We start from the raw sequence: 19,649 nt of genomic DNA, 5'->3' as shown, positions 1-19,649 counted from the left end.
AATAATTGACCGAACTTCCCATAATAGTTTTTCGGATTATTGTCTTTATAAGCAGTTGCTTCCATCTATACCCTCTATCTATTCCTTTATAAAGTTTAAGAGTAAAAGCTAGATTTACACTTCAACAAAATGGCAAAATAGCGATAATAGTTATTCTATTTTTTCCTTTATTATATTAATTATTATGCATATGCTATGGTTCTATAGCGAAAGTATATTTGTGGAAATACAAATACTATGTATTTTGCTTGTGCCTAATTATTGCGCACATTTAAAAGTTTGTGTATTCTGACTAATAAGATTGAACAATAAGACTTATATGGTATGACAATTAAAATTGATACAATTCAACTGGAGATGCCGGTTATCTTGGCGCCCATGTCTGGCGTAACTGATATGCCATTTCGTCGCTTAGTTAAGCGTATGGGGGCAGGACTCGTAATCTCAGAAATGATTGCCAGCCAAGCCATGGTGCGTCAGGTGCGTCAAACCATGAAGATGATTGAAAAATCTCCTGAAGAATTACCAATGGCTGTTCAATTGGCCGGGTGTGAGCCCCAGGTTATGGCTGAGGCTGCCCGCTTGAATGAAGATTTAGGGGCACAGATTATTGATATTAATATGGGCTGTCCCGTTAAAAAGGTTGTGAATGGTCATGCAGGGTCGTCATTAATGCGTGATGAAGGGCTTGCTGCCCGTATTATTGAAGCAACGGTCAAGGCGGTGAAGGTACCCGTCACCTTGAAAATGCGGACAGGATGGGATGATAATAGCCGTAATGCGCCGAATTTGGCTAAGATCGCTGAAGATTGTGGGGTGAAGATGATCACAATTCATGGACGGACGCGCTGTCAGCTTTATAATGGACGTGCTGATTGGGCTTTTATTCGACGCGTTAAAGAGGCTGTGAAGGTGCCGGTGATTGGCAATGGAGATGTGATTTCTGTTGAGGATGCAACAACTCTGTTAGAGCAAAGCGGCGCTGATGGCGTCATGGTGGGACGGGGGTGTTATGGTCGACCGTGGTTCATTAATCAAATTGGTCACTATCTGAAAACAGGGAAACATTTGCCAGACCCGGATATGGCAATTCAGCATCAAACAGTTAAAAATCATTTAGATGATATTTTGTCCCATTATGGTATTGCCACAGGCATCAAGATTGCTCGCAAACATGTAGGATGGTACAGTAAAGGGCTAAATAATTCGACAGATTATCGAGTTGCAGTTAATCGTGTAGAAGATCCGCCAACAATGCATCAACTGATTGACGATTTTTATAAGCCATTGATATAGGGGACAGAAATGGGCGCAGCGAAACAAAATATAGAAAAAGACCCGATGTCGAATGGTTCTCGAGGGCTCAGTGGTATAGTTGAGACCTTTATCGATAACTACTTTAAGGCCCATGAAGGATTGACTCCCACGTCAGGGTTATATGATCGAGTTATCCAAGAGGTGGAGCGTCCTTTGCTGAAGGCTACGCTTAAATCGGTTCGGGGTAATCAAAAAAAAGCGGCCGAAATCTTAGGAATTAATCGTAATACCTTAAGAAAAAGGTTGACGGAACTTCAAATTGATTTGTCAGAGCTATAATTGATGGCAAAACAAAAGGTGTTGCAAAGGCTTGCAAAATGGATCGGACGATCAGTCCAGAATGATTTATGGTTGCGGCGTATTGGGTTTTTCTTAAGTGTGGCTGCTATTTTATCGGGGGTGGCCACTTACCTTGTCTTAACAGGCACTGATGACTTTGGCGATAAATCCAGCCGAGTTCTACCTTTAATCTATCTTGACTTAACCTTAATGCTTTTGCTGTCGGTGATTATTGCTAAGCGACTTCTTGAGTTATGGACAGAACGGCGCAAAGGATCGGCAGGCTCAAAGCTTCATGTTCAGATTGCGGCTTTGTTTGCTTTTGTTGCGATTACGCCTGGAATTTTTGTGACCGTTTTTTCTGCCTTGTTCTTTAATGTCGGGGTAAAAGCTTGGTTCAGTGAGCCTGTTCGATTAGCATTGAATGAAGCCAAAGTTGTTGCTAATGCTTACCTTTATGAACGAGCTAGATCGATTGAAGAAGATGCGGTGGCTATCCTTAACGAACTGGCGCCTAGCATTGGGGTTCAAGCGCGATTTCCTGAACAACTCTCGGAAAAATTAACTAAAATCACCCGGGATCGCGGTATTGATGAAGCCTTAATTCTTGATCAATATGGGACCGTTGTGGGGCGGGCATTTTTGACCTTTGCTCTTGAGTTTGAAAAAGTACTTGTCGATGCGTTTCAACGGGCAAAAGCTGGGGAAATGGTTGTTTTATCGAATGAAAAAGAGGACCGCGTCCGGGCTTTGACTCGGCTCGATCCTGAAGGGCATTACTTTTTATATGTGGGTAAGTTAATTGATGCCGATGTTCTGCGCCATGTTAAGCAAACGGAAAGTGCTATTTCAGAATATGAACGCCTTGATGCACAGCGATCTGGATTGCAGATTACCTTTATTGTGTTCTTTTCTGTGGTAGCCTTACTGTTGTTGCTGGCAGCTGTTTGGGCGGGGTTAACCGTTGCTAATTTGTTCGTTCGTCCGATCAGCCGGTTAATTACAGCATCGAATGCTGTTAGCCAGGGGAACCTTGAAGTTAAGGTAGATCCGGAGGGATCGATCAATAATGAACTTGGAAGCTTAGCCGAGGCATTTAATCGCATGACCTATCAGTTACGTCATCAACGGCAAGATCTTGTTAATGCAAGTTTACAGATTGATCAGCGACGCCAATTTATGGAAACTGTTTTGTCCCGTATTTCCGCTGGGGTTATCAGTGCCGATCACTGTGGTATTGTGAGTTTGATCAACAGTCGGGCGCGGGAATTATTGGATATCAGAGAGGAGGCCTTAGCGCTAGAATTAACGACATTGCTGCCTGAAGTTAAACCCTTGATTGAGCAAGCGGTCGATGATCCCGAAGGAGTCGTTTCCACGCAGTTAACATTGATGCGTCGGGGGGTTATGCGTATATTGCAGCTGGTAGTTGTGACCGATCATTCAGAGCGTCTTAAATCGGGAGTTATAATAACTTTTGACGATGTAACGCCATTAATGTCGGCTCAGCGCAAGGCAGCTTGGTCTGATGTGGCTCGTAAAATTGCACATGAAATTAAAAATCCATTGACGCCAATTCAGCTATCGGCTGAACGGTTAAAGCGTAAATACCTCAAAGAAATACAAACAGATCCACAGGTTTTTCAAAATTGTGTTGATACCATTGTCCGTCAAGTGGGACAAATTGGCCGATTGGTGAGCGAATTTTCATCATTTGCTCGTATGCCAGAGCCAATTTTAACAATTGATAATTTCGTTGAAATCTGTCGCAATACCCTTGAGCTTCAGGTTCAAGCTCACCCTGATATTAGATTTTCATTTAACCCAACAGAACAGGAAATTTTTGTTAATTGTGACCCTGTTCAGATGAGTCAAGTGCTGACAAACTTATTGCAAAATGCTATTAATGCAGTAACGCTTGATGAAATCGCATCTGCTAAAAAACCAAGTCAGCCCGAAATAGTGATCGCGGTGTCGCGTGTGGATACCAAGTGCTGTGTGACGGTTGATGATAATGGTCCAGGCTTGCCGGTTAACGGCCGAGAACGCCTGACAGAGCCATATTATACAACCCATTCTAAGGGGACTGGTCTTGGTCTTGCAATTGTGTCTAAAATTATAGAAGACCATCGAGGTCGATTAGAATTAGGGGATAGCCCTCTTGGGGGGGCTCGTGTGCTTTTTGAATTGCCAGTGGTAACAAAACGGATGAGTGAATAAATGACTCAGGACATTTTAATCGTTGATGATGAGGCTGATATCCGGGATTTAGTAGCGGGTATTCTGTCTGATGAAGGGTATGGAACGCGCCTTGCCAAAGATGGAACAGAGGCGTTGGCAGCTATTAAGTTTCGACAACCCAATCTTGTCCTTTTGGATGTATGGTTGGGCGATGGGGAACGGGATGGGATTCGTATCCTTGAAATGATCAAGCGGGATCACCCGCATGTTCCAGTTATTATGATGAGCGGCCATGGAACAATTGAAACAGCTGTTTCTGCAATTAAGCGGGGGGCTTATGATTTTATCGAAAAGCCTTTTGAGTCAGACCGAATGTTACTTGTTATTAATCGTGCCTTAGAAGCAGCAAAACTGCGCCGTGAAAACGAAGAGCTTAAGGTTAAAGCAGGGAGCACTGAGTTGGTTGGGGCTTCAACGGTTATTTCCCACATTCGCCACACCATTGAAAAAGTTGCAGTTAGCAATAGTCGCATCTTTATTGGAGGAGCATCCGGTTCTGGAAAGGAAGTGGTGGCACGGCTGATTCATCAAAACTCTAAGCGGTCTAATTTACCATTTACTTATGTTAACTGTTCTACGATTCACCCTGATCAGATTGAAGCAGAGTTATTTGGAACAGAAATTATGGGCATGGATGAGTCTTTGCCCCGTAAAATTGGTTTGATTGAGCGAGCCCATGGTGGCACCTTATACTTGAATGAAGTTATGGACCTCCCTTTGCCGGTTCAGGCAAAGTTAATTCGGGTGCTTCAAGAAGGGGGGTTTTGTCGATTAGGGGATAATCAAAAAATCGAAGTTGATGTTCGGATCATTTCTGCGACCTCTAAATACGTTGCTGAGGAGATCCGTGAAGGTCGTTTCCGTCAAGATCTATATGATCGATTAAGCGTGATCCCCATTGAGGTTCCTCCATTAACTGAACGGTTGACAGATATTCCTGACCTTGTGCAGCACTTTATGCGACAGGGTAGTCAATCTCATGGTCGTGCCCTCAGAACTCTAGCCCCAGAAGCCTTGATTATGATGCAATCCTACTCTTGGCCGGGCAATGTACGCCAATTAAAGAATGTTGTGGAATGGATTTTGCTGATGGCCTCGGGGGATCATCGGGATCCGGTGACCTGTTCTATGTTGCCGCCTGAAATTCGCTCGGATGTTAAGATGCCAAGTGTCGGCAACCCAGCCATTGTTGTCATGCCCTTACGAGAAGCGCGTGAAGCCTTTGAGCGAGAGTATTTGCTGGCCCAAGTCAATAGATTTGGTGGTAATATCTCAAAAACAGCCCGTTTCATTGGAATGGAGCGATCAGCTTTACATCGCAAATTACGAGCTCTAGGCGTCCATGAAGGACGAGGAGAACCGGAAGAAGAAGACGGCTTAGAAAAGGATGTGCACATCGCATGAAAGTCGTAATCCTGGGGGGAGGGCAAGTTGGTTTTAATATTGCGCGATATTTATCGGGTGAAGACAATGATATTACCATCGTTGATCAATCGGGCGAATTGCTGCGTAAACTGAGCGACAGTATCGATATCCAACCTGTTGTTGGATATGCATCTCATCCGGATGTTTTAGAAAGAGCTGGCCTTTATGAAGCAGATCTGCTGATAGCCGTGACAGCTTCTGATGAAGTCAATATTGTTGCCTGCGAGGTAGCAAATTCTCTCTTTAAAGTGCCAAAAAAAATTGCACGTATTCGCAACCAAAGCTATTTAGATCCCAATTTACACTGGCTATTTAATCCAGATCGTATTTCTATTGATCATATTATCTCTCCCGAAAGTGAAGTGGCGTGCACAATTAGTCGAAGCTTGCAGGTGACCGGGGCGTTTGATGTTAAATCAATTGATAGTGGTGAGGTTAAAATTGTTGGGGTGCGATGTGATCACCCCTCTGCCATTTTAAATACCCCCTTAAAATTTTTACCCAGCCATTTCCCCAAATTGGAATTTATGATTGCGTGTATTTATCGCAACGGACAAATGTTCATTCCATCAGGAGAAGAAAAGATTCTGCTGGGGGATGAGGTTTATTTCATCGCACACCAAAATTATATTCCAGAAATAATGCGGCATTTTCACCAAGATTCAATTTATGGCAAACGCATCTTAATTGTGGGGGCCGGCAGTATAGGCCTCGCTTTGGCTCAAGAAATGGAAACCAATGCGGCTCACCAAACGACTAAAATTATAGAACGCAAAGCGACGCGTGCAGAGTTAGTGGCACGCCAATTGCGTCATACAGAAGTTTTATGTGGCGATGCCTTGGATGCGGAAATCCTAACCGAGGCTAATATTCATGAAACGGACACCATTGTTTGTGTCACGGAGGATGATAAAGTCAATATTTTAGCTGCCTTATTGGCTAAGCAACAAGGGGCTTCTCGTGCTCTCATCCTTTTAAATAATATGGACTACGCCTCTCTGGTTACTTCTCTTGGTATTGATGCTGTCATTAGTCCGCATGCTATTACGGTTTCAACAATTCTTCAGTATGTGCGTCAAGGGCAAATTCGCTCTGTGCATTCTCTAAAGGATGGTGAGGTTGAAATTATTGAAGCGGAAGCCAAAGAAACCACAAACGTGGTGGGATTGACGTTAGAAGATATTACAATTCGCGGACAAATTGAAGTAGCTGGCCTTTATCGAAGTGACCAATTTTTCATTATGCCGAGCAAGACGACAATCCGCGTGGGGGATCGTTTAATTCTTGCGGTGACAGAGGCTTCCGTTCCAAAGGTTGAGCGTTTGTTTGCTGAACGACCGGGCTATTTGTAAGGGTAGTTTTTAAATATTTTTATATCTTAGGGGCGGGTCTCTTCTTCCAGCCTCTCCCAATTTCTTATTTACAGATATGTCCTATACCCCGCTGTCTTATTACTTTTCAATATGCCCCTTGGTAGAGATAATGTGAATACCATTTTCTGTTAGTTTATAAGCCAAGCGATCGCCCTTATCAATCCGTCTGGTAATAATCTTATTCTTGTCTTTAAGAGTTTCGGGTCGCCCTCGTTGGATGTCTCCCTCTTTGATTAATTGAATAAGATAGTTTACTTTTTTAGCTTCGTATGTTGGAAGAGTTTGAAATTGTTTAATTGCCTTATCTGACCAAGTTATTTGAAACCCTCTTTGAGTATCTCTATTTTGATTCTTTAATAGATCATTAAATTCTTTTGTCGAAATTTGTCTGTGAACAAGCTTTTTATAATTTACTCGATGATTTTTAAGTTTTTTTGTAATCTCTTTCATTTTTTGCCGACCGGCAGGCGTTATTTCATCTTCAACTGTTTCTGAATAAGCGTCCTCTTCTTCTTCGAGCGGTTGATGGGAACTTTTATTGATTTCTGTTTCTAAATTCTTTGTTTCTTCTTTTTTTAAGGGTTGGGATGCCTTTTCAATTTCTTTCTTAATTTGTATGTAAAGATCGATTGCTGCATCGTCCCCGCACACAATGGCTTGAAACGCATACCTTAAAGCCCTTTCTTTGTAATCTACAATATAAGGATAACGATATAAAGTAATCAAAGCTAAATTATAGATAGAATAAGGATAGTGGGAGGAAGAACATCTTTCCGCGGTCTGAAAACGTTCTTCATCCGTGTGGATATTATTTCCAAATTCATCAAGATCTGTTAGTTTTTGAAGAATTAATCCAGAAAGGTTGCTCAAAGCCAAAGGTGTTCCCGCTTCTCTCAAATATGCTGCAGCAATTTCTCCTCGTTGTTTTTCTGATTTTATTTTCTTCCCTTTTTCATCGTAAGTTAAAATTCCTTGCTCAATATAAGCCCCTAAATTTGTTAGGTAAGATTTAAGATCAGATTCAAAAGAAAAATCTTCTCGTTTTAGCCCTTCTAAACATCTTGCAACAGCTGAGAAATACTCTCGCTCAGACGTTATTTTCTTTCCTTTCTCATCCGTTTTAATCGCTTTTGTGACAATTAATCCTGCAAGGGCTAAGCGAGAAACTGGCAAGTTTGCTTTACGACAGTAAAAGGCTGCTGTCTCAGCGTAAAAACTTTCCGGAACATCAGTATCAATAAACTTGCCTTTAGTATCACACTTAATCTTCTTCTCTTTAAGTAGTTCTGCAATATGATAGAAAGACATAGGCATGCCTGCCTTTAACAAACATCGGGCTGTCACTTTATCGCGGTCCTTTTCTTCAAAAAATTCATTATTTTCATCCCGATGAATTTCTTTATTGTGGATCATGACGCCTAACATAAAAAGACCCTTAGGAAGACCACAGTGTCGATAACATTCAGCAGCTAGAAGAGGTCTTTCTAAATTTGAAATACGCTTACCGTCCAGGGTATGCAAGGCTTGTTTCTCAAAAATTAAGTCGCCAAGAGCATACCACCCCTCTGGCGTTTTTGAATGCCAAAAGCAATTGGCTTCTTGTTGATAGCGGTCGGCTTCATTAAGGCTTGGTCCTAATTTTTTTGCCTCATACAGCCACCCCAGACGTTCCCACAAAACAGGCTCATTTCCCAGCATAGCAAGGCCCCAATACAAATTATCATTTAAAGGGGAGGAAGGATAAACGATCAATTTTTCGCACAATTGGCTTAATAAAAATTGTGCTCTGACAGAGGTAGGATGCTTAGAAAAGTCATAGCGATTAAATCCTTTTATAAGAAGTAGGTATTCTGGATTTAATAAAGAAGGGTCTTGACTCCCTGCTTTTAAGATACCTGTGGCTGATGGCCCCTGACTATAAGTTCCTGTTTTTAAAAAACTTGTATGCTGCGCAAGATTGTACCAGTGAAAGGATTCTTGATAGTTTCTCTCTCCCAATGCTATATGCCCCAGCTGAGTCATGGCTGCTTCAGACCCCAGGGCACTTGCCTCTAAAAATGATTCCCTTGCAAGATTACCGTCGCCTTGAATTTTTGCACGTATACCTTCTTGTGTTTTTTGTTGCCCTTGATCCTTATCTTCTCTCCCCTCCTGTAAGAAGGGAAATTGAAAAAGTTCAGGATTTGAAAAGGAAGAAAACTGAGAAGCGACTCTTTCAACATTCATCTTTGGATGATCCATCCCTAATACGCCAGAGGAGATTAAGAAAGAGAAGGTTGTAGCAAGCAAAGAAAAAATAAAGCGATTCATTTTATACTCTCTTTAAACTTAATTTTTTTAATACACTATGTGTTAAACATCCTAAGATCAAATAAAAAAAATTAATTAGAGAAAAACTCAAATATTTTAATTTTTTAAGTAAAAGACAGCGTTGTGAAGATGGAGGTGATTCAGAATTGACTTCAATAATCTAGGTTGATGAATATAAAATATTTATTTATTTCAGGAAAACAACTTAAATTAAAGCCCTAGTTTTGAAAAGAGAGAGGAGGAGAGTTAACCTCTCTAGCCCTCTAGTTTTGAAAAGTCTGCGATGATCGTTATTTGATTAATGAGCATTTGTAGCAGTGCCAAGCGATTGTGGCGTATATCTAAATTGTCATCATTGATCTTTAGCTCAAAAAAGGCATCAATGGGATTCTTAAGATTCGCTAACACTGTCATTAATTGTCCATAATCATGCTTTTGTAACAATGATTGGCATCGCGCTGTCACTGTCTGTAGTTCAGAGTATAAAACTGTTTCTACCTTTTCTGTAAACAGCTGGGGCTGGACAGTTTGAGGAATGGGGCTATCCTTTGGTAAAATACCATAAGCCCGACGGAAGGCAGCTTGTAAGGAAATACCCGCCTCGCTGGTGAGATAATCATTCAAGGCCCGTATGCGATCAACAACTCCGCAAATATTATCACCACGATTAGCTGATCCTAAAACAGCGGCAATGGTGTCATGACGTAAGCCTTCGGCTTTAAGAGCATGTCCTAAACGTTCCATGATAAAATCTAGAATCTGATTTGCATCGAATCCTGCTGCTAACTGGATTTCTTGATCTAAATAAAGAGCAAGAGATCTATTAATTTTATCAAACAGCCTTATGTCTTTTAGGTCATTCTCCCGGATGAGTCGAATCACCCCAAGGGCGGCACGGCGTAATGCATAGGGATCTTTTGATCCTGTCGGTAGCTCACCGATCGCAAAAAAACCTACCAGCGTGTCTAGCTTTTCTGCTAAGGCAAGGTCAATAGCCACAGGATCTGTGGGGCATGCATCCGCCGGCCCTAGAGGTTGGTAATGTTGTTCGATGGCGCGAGCAACTTCTAAAGCTTCGCCTTGGGCTAAGGCATAAATACCTCCCATGTATCCTTGTAATTCTGGAAATTCCCCCACCATGCTGGTGACAAGATCAGATTTACAGAGCTCTGCTGCCCGCTTAGCAGGGACTGATTCCACCAGTTTCATCAGACGCTGGATCCGTTGTCCCAAGGATCCAAGTTTTGCATGAAAGACAATTTGATGGAGGCGAGGAAGGTGATCTATAAGGAGCGTCTTAAGGTCTTGCTCATAGAAGAAACTTGCATCACTCAGACGAGCCCTCAAAACGCGTTCATAGCCGCGTAACATGGTTGCTCCATCATCGCTGGGGATTGTGTTAGCGACAAGGCCAAAAATAGGCGCTACCTTACCATCAGCATCCAAATAGGTGAAATATTTTTGATGCACGCGCATAGAGGTGGACAAGACGCGCTTGGGTAAGTGAAGAAACTCTTTGTCAATTTCGCCCAAAATAGGTTGGGGATACTCGGATAATCCGGCTACTTCTTCCAAAAGCTTGTCATCGGGTTCAAGGGTGTATCCTTGGTTTTTTCCCAGCTGAATCAACTGAGTAAGAATAGAGTCTTGACGTTGTTGGTGGCTAAGAATGACCTGTCGATTTGCAAGCTGTTGCTTATAATCCGCAAAGGATGTTACTTTAAAATCGCCAACGGATAAGAAACGATGGCCGTTTGTTCTATTGCTTGAGGTTAGGTTAAATTCCGGCACCTCAAAGGTCAGAGCCTTTCCCTCTAAAATAGCAAGAATACCGCGTACGGGGCGAACCCATGTCTGAGACGCGCCGTACCAACGCATGGATTTTGGCCATCTAAAGTTGCGCATAATGTCACGACAAAGGTCGGGTAAAAGAGTCTCGGATGGTGTCGCCGGCGTGGCGAGCGTGGCGTACCAATAACCGTCTTTTTGGGTTAAGCGGTCTTTTGTTAATCCTGTCGATTTAAGGAAACCTTGTAACGCTGCCTCGGGAGCTTCTAGACGCGGCCCCCGGCGTTCTTCACAGATTTCTTGAGTGGAAAATGCAAGCCCAGAAACACAAGCCACAAGACGGCGGGGCGTGATGTGGGTTTCCACATGAGTAAAGGTAAGGCCAGCGGCATTAAGTTTTGTAGTAAAGGCAACTTTAAAGTCAGCCATCGCTTGGACTTGCATGCGGGCGGGAATTTCTTCCGACAAAATCTCAAATAAAAATTCTTGTGACATTAGGCAATCTCTTCTACGTAAACTTGACAGCATCCTTTGGCTAAGGCTCGTACACGGGCAATATAGCTGGCCCGTTCTGCAACGCTAATCACACCGCGAGCATCCAAAAGGTTAAACAAATGGCTGGCCTTAATGCACTGGTCATAGGCGGGTAAGGCTAACTTTGCCTCAAGCAATTTCTGGCATTCTCGCTCTGCATCTTGAAAGTGCTCAAATAATTTTTCTGTATTAGCATGGGTAAAGTTGTAATGAGAAAATTCAACTTCATTTCGTTTAAAGACATCGGCATAGGTGAGTTTCTTTTCTCCCTGTTGACCATTCCAATTAAGATCGTAGACATTGTCCAAGCCCTGAGCAATGGTTGCCAGTCGTTCTAATCCATAAGTAATTTCAACACAGACCGGATCGCAATCAATACCCCCAACTTGTTGGAAATAGGTAAACTGCGTGACCTCTAATCCGTCACACCACACCTCCCACCCTAGGCCAGCGGCGCCTAAGGTTGGACTTTCCCAGTCATCTTCCACAAACCGAATATCATGTTTTGTTAAATCAAAACCAATTGCCTTGAGAGAGTCCAAATATAAATTTTGCGGGTCCGCTGGGGCTGGTTTTAGGATGACCTGAAACTGATAAAAACACTGGAGGCGGTTAGGATTATCCCCATATCGACCATCACTCGGACGACGGGAAGGTTGTAAATATGCAGCATTCCATGGGTCTTTGCCAAGCGAGCGCAAAGTCGTTGCTGGATGAAAAGTTCCCGCACCCATTTCGACATCATAGGGTTGAAGAATAACACAGCCCCAGTTCGCCCAAAACTGTTGTAGGTTTAGGATCATTTGTTGAAAGGATTCTTGCGGATTCATTGGCGTATTATGGTTTGAGTATGTTGATACTCCAACCTAACTAAATGAAGGGCGAGGGTCAAGTTTTACATTCAAATAAGCATATCTCACCAATTGGCAAGAAGCACTTTTTTTCCTGTCATCTTTGTTCTTTGTGTCTTTTTAAGCTTTTTTTGCGGAAATGTCAGAAGGTAGCATCTGAATACCATCAAAAAATTGACTAAATCTAGGCATTAAAATTTCCGCATCTTTAGATTGTCTGGGGTATTAAATATAAGGGGGGAAGAATAAAAAATGGCGGGAGTGACGGGACTCGAACCCGCGACCTTCGGCGTGACAGGCCGACGCTCTAACCAACTGAGCTACACCCCCTCCTTTTCAGCATCATCAGTGCTGATGTCTTTTATTTTCTAACGCACTTGGGGGTATACTGTCAACAAAAAAACCCGACAAAAATGATAGCTTTTTAAAAAAAATATTTTAGACCCTAGTATCGGGCCAGAATCGCCAATAAAAGAATTGCCACAATCGTGGTAATTTTAATCATAGGGTTGATTGCCGGTCCGACTGTATCCTTGTAAGGATCGCCAACAGTGTCGCCGGTTACAGCTGCTTTATGAGCCTCAGATCCTTTGCCACCATAATGACCGGCTTCAATATATTTTTTAGCATTGTCCCAGGCAGCTCCCCCAGATGTCATCGAAATCGCAAGTAATAAGCCGGTCAAGGTTGTTCCCATAAGCATTGCGCCGAGGGCCGTAAACGCTTGAGACTGTCCCACGGCTGTATGAATTAATCCATAAAGGATTAAGGGGGCTAAAAGGGGGAGCAGGGCGGGGGCAATCATTTCTCTAAGTGCAGTTCGAGTTAATAAATCCACAACTTTGGAATAGTCAGGCATGTGAGTGCCTGTGAGAAGGCCTTTAATTTCTTTGAATTGGCGGCGCACTTCGATCACGACCGCTCTGCCAGCCCGACTCACGGCTTTCATGCCCATGGCGCCGAATAAATAAGGCAGCAGTCCACCCAGAAAGAGGCCGATCAACACAAAGGGGTCCATTAAGGAAAAATCTACTTTAATGTGGGGAAAATAATAGGCTAAATCTTCACCAAATGCTGTGAATAGGATTAAGGATGCCAAACTGGCGGAGGCAATGGCGTACCCTTTCGTAATGGCTTTGGTTGTATTGCCCACGGCATCAAGGATTTCTGTGATATGACGAGCCTCGGCGGGAAACTTTGCCATTGCCGCAATCCCGCCGGCGTTGTCTGTCACCGGGCCAAAAACATCCAAAGCAATAACGATGCCAGCAATCGCCAGCATGGTGGTGGCTGTAATAGCGACACCAAATAGACTGGCATTTAAATAAGCAATGATGAGACCAACGGAGATAATAATAAGAGGAAGCGCTGTTGCTTCCATTGAAATAGCGAGACCTTGGATAATGTTTGTGGCATGACCAGGAACTGAGGCAGCTGCAATGCTTTTAACAGGACGATAGGCGAGGGAGGTGTAATATTCTGTAATTAGGAACAATAGAGCGGGAATAATAAGACCTGTCAGGGCACACACCATAATATTTTTTTCTGTGAAGGGAAGAATATCAAGGAACCCCAGAGTCTTTATTTCTCTAAATATCCACCGTGTTGCTCCATAAACTAGAATGGCAGAAATAATTAGGGTGGCTAGGAATCCTTTGTACAACGCTTTCATGACTTTATTATCACCTCTTAGCCGGACAAAGAAGGTTCCAAGCAGTGAGCCAATAATGCAAACGGCACTAATCACTAGCGGGTAAAGCATCAAAAGATGCTGTAAGGGACCCATAAAGTAAATCGCTGCTAACAGCATAGAAGCGACAATAGTGACAACATATGTTTCAAATAAATCAGCAGCCATGCCAGCGCAATCGCCAACATTATCGCCAATCATATCAGCAATAACAGCTGGGTTGCGGAGATCATCTTCTGGAATTCCTAGTTCTATTTTTCCAACTAAATCAGCTCCCACATCAGCACCTTTTGTAAAAATACCACCGCCGAGGCGCGCAAAAATAGAGATCAGAGAAGCACCAAAACTTAAGGAAACTAATGATTCGAGTAGTAATTTTTGATCAATATTACTGTTGATAAGATAGGAGTAGTAGGTTACGATCCCCAAGAGCCCAAGGCCGACAACTAACATCCCGGTGATGGCGCCGGCTTTAAAGGCCACCGTCAGCGCGGGAGCCAAGCCAGTTCTTGCCGCTTCGGCTGTACGACCATTGGCACGCACCGAAACATTCATCCCGACGTAACCGGCTAAGCCGGATAAAAGGGCGCCGATGATAAAACCAGCTGCGATAAAGGGAGATAAAAAGTATCCTAAAAGAAGGGCGATAAAGGTACCAGCAATTCCAATTGTCTTATATTGACGATTAAGATAAGTTTGGGCTCCTTGTTGAATAGTCGCTCCAATAGCTTGCATTTCAGGTGTGCCGGGATTAGCTGCCAAAATCGATCGACTGGCATGGAGAGAATAAAGGACGGCTAAGACGGCACAGCTTATAATTACTGGGATTAACAGGTCCATTGGATAAACCCCTTTTCTTTAGTTAATTAAGTGCTTTTCTATCCTTAAATACCTTTTTGTAGTTTTAAAATAATTTTGTCTTAATCTTACGAATGTATTGCAGTCTTTACAAGGTAAGAATGAGATAATATAGTCCTATAAAATAAGGCCTGCTTATTCGGTAGTTTAGTTATGCAAGCAATGGGTATCAAACGCTCTCTCGGGTCTTATAAAAAGAAAATAAATCTTTTATATAATAAAAGGAATTTATATCTTCCTTGAAAGAAATACAAATCTAATTTTACTAACGATTCTATAGCTATTCCTTTCTCTTTGCTTTTCCGGTCCATCTTTCTCTCTTCTTTCCCGGCTCTTCGGTTCAGCGGGGAAAAGTTTCCTTTTTCCGGGCAAGCGCACCGCGGCCCGGAAACCATACCGGTGTCGGGATGATAGCAAAGCTTTGGGAAGAATAGCTGTGATAAAATTATTTTGTCTCAAAAAGAGAGAAATGGATTTCGGCTCAAGGCCAGAATGAGGGAGAATGCTCCACTATATACTCTCTTTCGAGGTGGCCGTTTGCCTGGAAAAAGAACCTTCTTTCCGGGCAAGTGCAGCGCGACCCGGAAACCATACCGGTGTCGGGATGATGATGGTAAGGCTTAGGAAAGCATAGCTGTGATAAAGCCATGCTGCCTCAAAAGAGAGGCATGGATTCCGGCTCAAGGCCGGAATGAGGGAGAATGCTCCGTTATATATTCTCTTGCCGGGGTGGCCGTTTGTCTGGAAAAAAAGGCTCTCTTCTCCCGGTCCTTCTTTTTAAGAATAAGGGCATAAAAAAACCTCCATAAAGGAGGTTTTTCTAAAAACTTTAACAAGTTTGTTATTATCGAGAGTAAAATTCGATAACCAAATTTGGTTCCATGTGGACTGGATAAGGAACTTCAGTGAATTTTGGTCCACGAATATACTTACCTTCCATTTTTTTATGGTCGACAGTCATATACTCAGGAACATCGCGTTCATTGGATTGAGTGGCTCCCATAACGTTTGCGTTTTCTTTGATCTTACCGATCAATGAAATTTCGTCACCATCTTTCAATTGGAATGAAGGAATATTGACGCGCTTACCGTTAACGGCAACGTGGCCATGGTTAACTAATTGGCGTGCAGCGAAAGGTGTTGCAACAAACTTCATGCGATAAACAACCGCATCCAAGCGGCGTTCTAGCAGTTCAATTAGATTTTCAGAGGTGTCACCGCGACGACGGATAGCTTCTTGATACAAACGACGGAATTGACGTTCGCTAATGTTACCATAGTATCCCTTTAGCTTTTGCTTGGCGCGAAGTTGCAAGCCATAGTCAGAAGGCTTAGAGCGTTGTTGACCATGTTGACCAGGCCCATAACTACGGTTGTTCACAGGACTTTTTGCACGACCCCAAAGGTTAATACCCAAACGGCGGTCAATTTTATATTTAGCGTTAATGCGCTTTGTCATTAAATTACCTATATACCCAAAATAAATATAAATCTTATCGAATTACTTACACCATTTTCATAGCATATGTCAATTCGCTTGTTTAATTTGGATGATTTTATCCTTAAAAATCACCACTAATCCTGCCGCGATAATTAAACCAAATCCAGTATACAACGAATTCGAAGGAATTTCATCAAATAAAATTACACTATAAATTATACTCCATAAAAGTTGGCTATAAATCAATGGTGCCAGCACTTGAGCAGGGGCTAACCGAGTCGCAGCAATCAGGAAGTATTGTCCAATACCACCGCCCAAGCCTAAAGTAATTAACACCAGCAAGTCATAGCTTGAGGGCGTTACCCAGACAAAAGGAAGCGTTATGCCTGCAAAAATGGCAGCAAATAAAGCATAATAAAAAGCAATGGCTGAGCTGGAATTTTGGCTGGCAATTAACCGACTGTGAACCAAAATAAAGCCTTCCGCCATGGCGGAGCCAAGGCCATACAAGGTGCCAATTCTCAAAAAATTGCCATTGGGTTGCGCGACGATTAAGATTCCAATAAATCCCAGGATAATTGCGCCCCCGACGAGAGGGTGAATTTTTTCAGACAACAACGCGTAAGCAAAGATTGTAACAAAAAAGGATGTGGCAAAGGAAATTGTAACGGCCTCAGCCAAGGGTAATAGGCTCAGAGATTGGAAGAGCAAAAATAAACTGAGCGCCCCAATGGCGCCGCGAAAGGCATGGGTTCGAAGGTTATTAACTTTCAGATGTGAAATTTCACTTCCTATAAGAGCTGGAAGGAAAGCGGGGAAAATAGCAAAGAAATATCTAAAAAAGACCACTTGAGAGGGCGGATAAGAATGTTCAAGTGTTTTAAAAAACGCATTAACGCTCACAAAACTGAACATGGCCAGAAGCATATAAATTGCGCCTTTAAGGGGATTGTATTGCATGGAAATAAGAATAGATTCTACCGAGTGACTATATTCTTATTATTCCATGAAATTTTAGGCTTTTAAACGGGCGAATTATTATGCCTAACAAGTTAAGAGCAAAATCATGATGTGTGGTAAGACCGCTCAGTAAAATCACTTGCTTAGAGGTGTGTTCTTGCTTGGATAATGCGTTTACGGTCAAGGTCGCCCACGATCGTGAGATTTTCTATGTGATATTTTATAGAACGGTGGATGGCAAGCGGTATTCCGAGTCCAACGGTACACACAATAATCAAACTATTTGTTAGGTAAAGAGAGAGTATCCCTTTTACCGTTGATGTATTGATGAACTTTAAGTCCATAAACTCTAAATGTTCTGCCATAAATTTGTGTAATTTAACCCAGTACCACACCCGCGAAAAACCGAAGGTTGGGATAAATAAAAGAAGAGAGATTAAATGGGGTTTTAAAAGATTATGGGATTCAAATTTAAATCGATAGCGTTGGTCACCAAAATAAATATTATTCATGAGTAAAGTATAGGTGTCTAGGGTGGAGCGGGGGACAAGAATACCCAGGCTAATTATATTAAGGGCAGACTTTATAAAACAAAGTTTCACGAATTGCCAGCTCGATCCTTCTAAATGATAGCGAACATCGCGCCAAGAGGTGCGAGAAAATCGATATTTGAGAATCTTGTGGATCGCATAAAAAAGAGCGCCCTCGATAAAGATAAAATTAAGGATGATGAGACTTTCAATAAACCAGTCGCTATTCCAACCCAGATAGTGAATCGCAGCCCATAAAATGAGAGCATTGACTGCTAAGTAGACAACTGCTTGACCTAAGACTTTAAGAAAAGATAGGAATAATTCTTCACCTGTCCCATGATATTGATAGCGATCTTGACGGATTAATATAGATCCCGTCATATATCGACGAATATTGGTCCGTCCCCAAAAATTATAAACCCCAAGCGTGAGGAGAGTGCCGATAAAAAGTTTGGCATAAAGCATAAACACAGTGAAATAATTGCCATCATAGCGGAAGGTGTTATGGTCTTGGGAGGACATCTTATTTACCTACTCTCTTAGATATATAAATAAGGATAAGTTATCTTAATTAAAAAAATGTTAACGTCACAAGTTTATTCAGGATATGATCAAAGGTATTGGCTTGAAAAAAATTCTTTTTAGGAAAGAATAATGACGAAAACACTTTCAGCAAAACCTTTGCTGTTTGGATCCCTAGCAACAGCATTTGAGTGGTATGATTATGCGTTGTTTGGGTATTTTGCGAATATCATTGGTCAGCAGTTTTATCCCAGTCATGATCCAGTTACCTCGCTTCTGGCGACATTTGCTGTCTTTGCCTCAGGTTTTGCCATGCGGCCCTTAGGCGCCATCTTTTATGGTTATATTGGTGATCGGGTGGGCCGGAAATATGCTCTGGCTGCTTCTCTGCTTATGATGGCAGTACCGACAACATTGTTGGGAGTGTTACCAACCTATGAAACCATTGGCGTTTTTGCCAGTGTTGGCTTGGTTGTAATTCGGTTGCTACAGGGGTTGGCGGTCGGTGGAAACTATGGTGGCTCCTTTATTTTTGTGATTGAGCATGCACCACAGGGACGTGAAGGGTTTGCGGGCAGTTTAGCTTCCTTTGGAACCTTGGGAGGATTATTTTTAGGATCAGGGGCGGCAACACTCTTAACTCATGTTCTTTCAGCAGAAGATTTGCGGTCTTTCGGTTGGCGTATCCCCTTTTTATTAGGGAGCTTGTCTGCCGTTGTCGGATATATGATTCGTAAATATATGCCCGAACAGATCGCTGAAACGGCTTCGTCGACTCAATTGCCGATCAAAGAAATTTGGTGCAGTTATAAAGCATCAGTTGTCCGGGCAATGGGAATTATTTTGCTCGATGGCGTTGGCGTTTATATCATTTTTGTTTTTATGACAACTTTTGCTACTTTATTTTTAAATATGCCTGAAGCATCAGTGTTGTTTTGGAATACTCTTAGTATGGGCAGTTTAGTTATAAGTATTCCATTCTTTGGATGGGTGGGCGATAAAATTGGCGCAAAGAAAGTTCTGTTGGCTGTGAGTTTTGGGTTCTTGGGGCTAGCTTATCCTCTCTACAGTTACCTTATTGAGTCGCGGACGATTGAGTCGCTGGCTTTACTGCAGATGCTATTTAGTGTTTTGATGGGGGCCGCTTATGGAACTCTGCCAATTGTTGTGTCAACGGCTTTCCCCCGCCATGTTCGTTATACAGCAGCTGGACTATCTTTTAATATAAGTGTGGCATGTTTTGGGGGGACGGCTCCTTTTATGGTGACAGGCTTGATTGATAAGATGGGGAGTTTATATGTGCCTGCCTTTATGATTGCTGCGGTCGGATTCATTAGTTTAATCAGTTTGCCGGGCATTAGGGCAAGGAATTAGGGCAAAAAATTACTCAAATTGTAGGCCTAAAATTTCTATTTGTGCACTGAAGCGCGAGATAGCTCTATTTAAACGGGAATTTTACATTTAAAAAAATAATGAGTTGCCTAATTAAGGGGTTGCCATCTCTATTTTTGGCTATAGAAAGAATAT

Annotated in this window: 13 protein-coding genes and 1 tRNA gene; 6 read left to right on the top strand and 8 right to left on the bottom strand. The window is 42.4% G+C overall.

Going from position 1 to position 19,649, the window contains the following annotated elements; all coding sequences use genetic code 11:
- Positions 1-324 precede the first annotated feature (324 nt).
- From dusB to trkA, 5 genes are read left to right on the top strand one after another with little or no spacing between them, the layout of a single operon-like run.
- Positions 325-1,296 carry a tRNA dihydrouridine synthase DusB gene (dusB, locus tag ID47_RS04065; RefSeq protein ID WP_038464168.1) on the top strand — a complete coding sequence of 324 codons (972 nt, stop codon included), beginning with the start codon at positions 325-327 and terminating at the stop codon, positions 1,294-1,296.
- Between the two features lie 9 nt (positions 1,297-1,305).
- Positions 1,306-1,596 carry a helix-turn-helix domain-containing protein gene (locus ID47_RS11620; RefSeq protein WP_051908557.1) on the top strand — a complete coding sequence of 97 codons (291 nt, stop codon included), beginning with the start codon at positions 1,306-1,308 and terminating at the stop codon, positions 1,594-1,596.
- Positions 1,597-1,599: 3 nt separating this feature from the next.
- Entirely contained in the window at positions 1,600-3,816 is a 2,217-nt protein-coding gene (locus ID47_RS04055; protein ID WP_051908555.1) for a sensor histidine kinase NtrY-like, read from the top strand.
- Complete coding sequence (gene ntrX, locus ID47_RS04050; protein ID WP_038464166.1) at positions 3,817-5,241, top strand: nitrogen assimilation response regulator NtrX; 1,425 nt, start codon at positions 3,817-3,819, stop codon at positions 5,239-5,241. It begins immediately after the preceding gene.
- Complete coding sequence (trkA, locus tag ID47_RS04045; RefSeq protein ID WP_038464163.1) at positions 5,238-6,614, top strand: Trk system potassium transporter TrkA; 1,377 nt, start codon at positions 5,238-5,240, stop codon at positions 6,612-6,614. The genes ntrX and trkA overlap by 4 nt, the downstream gene beginning before the upstream one ends.
- A gap of 99 nt (positions 6,615-6,713) precedes the next feature.
- On the opposite strand, the gene ID47_RS04040 is transcribed toward trkA, so the two are convergent.
- The 8 genes from ID47_RS04040 to ID47_RS04005 form a co-directional block, all read right to left on the bottom strand.
- Entirely contained in the window at positions 6,714-8,945 is a 2,232-nt protein-coding gene (locus ID47_RS04040; RefSeq protein ID WP_038464160.1) for a type II toxin-antitoxin system YoeB family toxin, read from the bottom strand.
- A gap of 255 nt (positions 8,946-9,200) precedes the next feature.
- The gene (gene glyS / locus ID47_RS04035) at positions 9,201-11,228 is read right to left on the bottom strand and encodes a glycine--tRNA ligase subunit beta (protein WP_038464157.1); all 2,028 of its coding nucleotides are present in this window, start codon (positions 11,226-11,228) and stop codon (positions 9,201-9,203) included.
- The gene (locus tag ID47_RS04030; RefSeq protein ID WP_038464153.1) at positions 11,228-12,097 is read right to left on the bottom strand and encodes a glycine--tRNA ligase subunit alpha; all 870 of its coding nucleotides are present in this window, start codon (positions 12,095-12,097) and stop codon (positions 11,228-11,230) included. Before ID47_RS04030 ends, glyS begins: the two co-directional genes overlap by 1 nt.
- A gap of 274 nt (positions 12,098-12,371) precedes the next feature.
- Positions 12,372-12,448 (bottom strand) — tRNA-Asp (locus ID47_RS04025).
- Positions 12,449-12,563: 115 nt separating this feature from the next.
- Entirely contained in the window at positions 12,564-14,648 is a 2,085-nt protein-coding gene (locus ID47_RS04020; RefSeq protein WP_038464150.1) for a sodium-translocating pyrophosphatase, read from the bottom strand.
- An 862-nt stretch (positions 14,649-15,510) separates the two neighbouring features.
- Positions 15,511-16,125: a 30S ribosomal protein S4 gene (rpsD, locus tag ID47_RS04015; RefSeq protein WP_038464147.1), complete on the bottom strand. Its 615-nt coding sequence runs from the start codon at positions 16,123-16,125 to the stop codon at positions 15,511-15,513.
- Between the two features lie 69 nt (positions 16,126-16,194).
- Positions 16,195-17,067, bottom strand: a complete 873-nt coding sequence (locus ID47_RS04010; protein ID WP_038464144.1) for a DMT family transporter — start codon at positions 17,065-17,067, stop codon at positions 16,195-16,197.
- Positions 17,068-17,210: 143 nt separating this feature from the next.
- Positions 17,211-18,122 (bottom strand): DUF898 family protein, encoded by a 912-nt coding sequence (locus ID47_RS04005; RefSeq protein ID WP_038464141.1) that lies wholly within the window; start codon positions 18,120-18,122, stop codon positions 17,211-17,213.
- Positions 18,123-18,254: 132 nt separating this feature from the next.
- Between ID47_RS04005 and ID47_RS04000 the strand changes: the two genes are divergently transcribed.
- Positions 18,255-19,496 carry an MFS transporter gene (locus ID47_RS04000; RefSeq protein WP_038464138.1) on the top strand — a complete coding sequence of 414 codons (1,242 nt, stop codon included), beginning with the start codon at positions 18,255-18,257 and terminating at the stop codon, positions 19,494-19,496.
- The last annotated feature ends 153 nt before the right edge of the window (positions 19,497-19,649 follow it).

The organism is Candidatus Paracaedibacter acanthamoebae (assembly GCF_000742835.1).
Lineage (GTDB): Bacteria > Pseudomonadota > Alphaproteobacteria > Paracaedibacterales > Paracaedibacteraceae > Paracaedibacter > Paracaedibacter acanthamoebae.
Note: the sequence above shows the minus strand (reverse complement) of the source record. Positions and strands in the feature narration are given on the sequence as shown.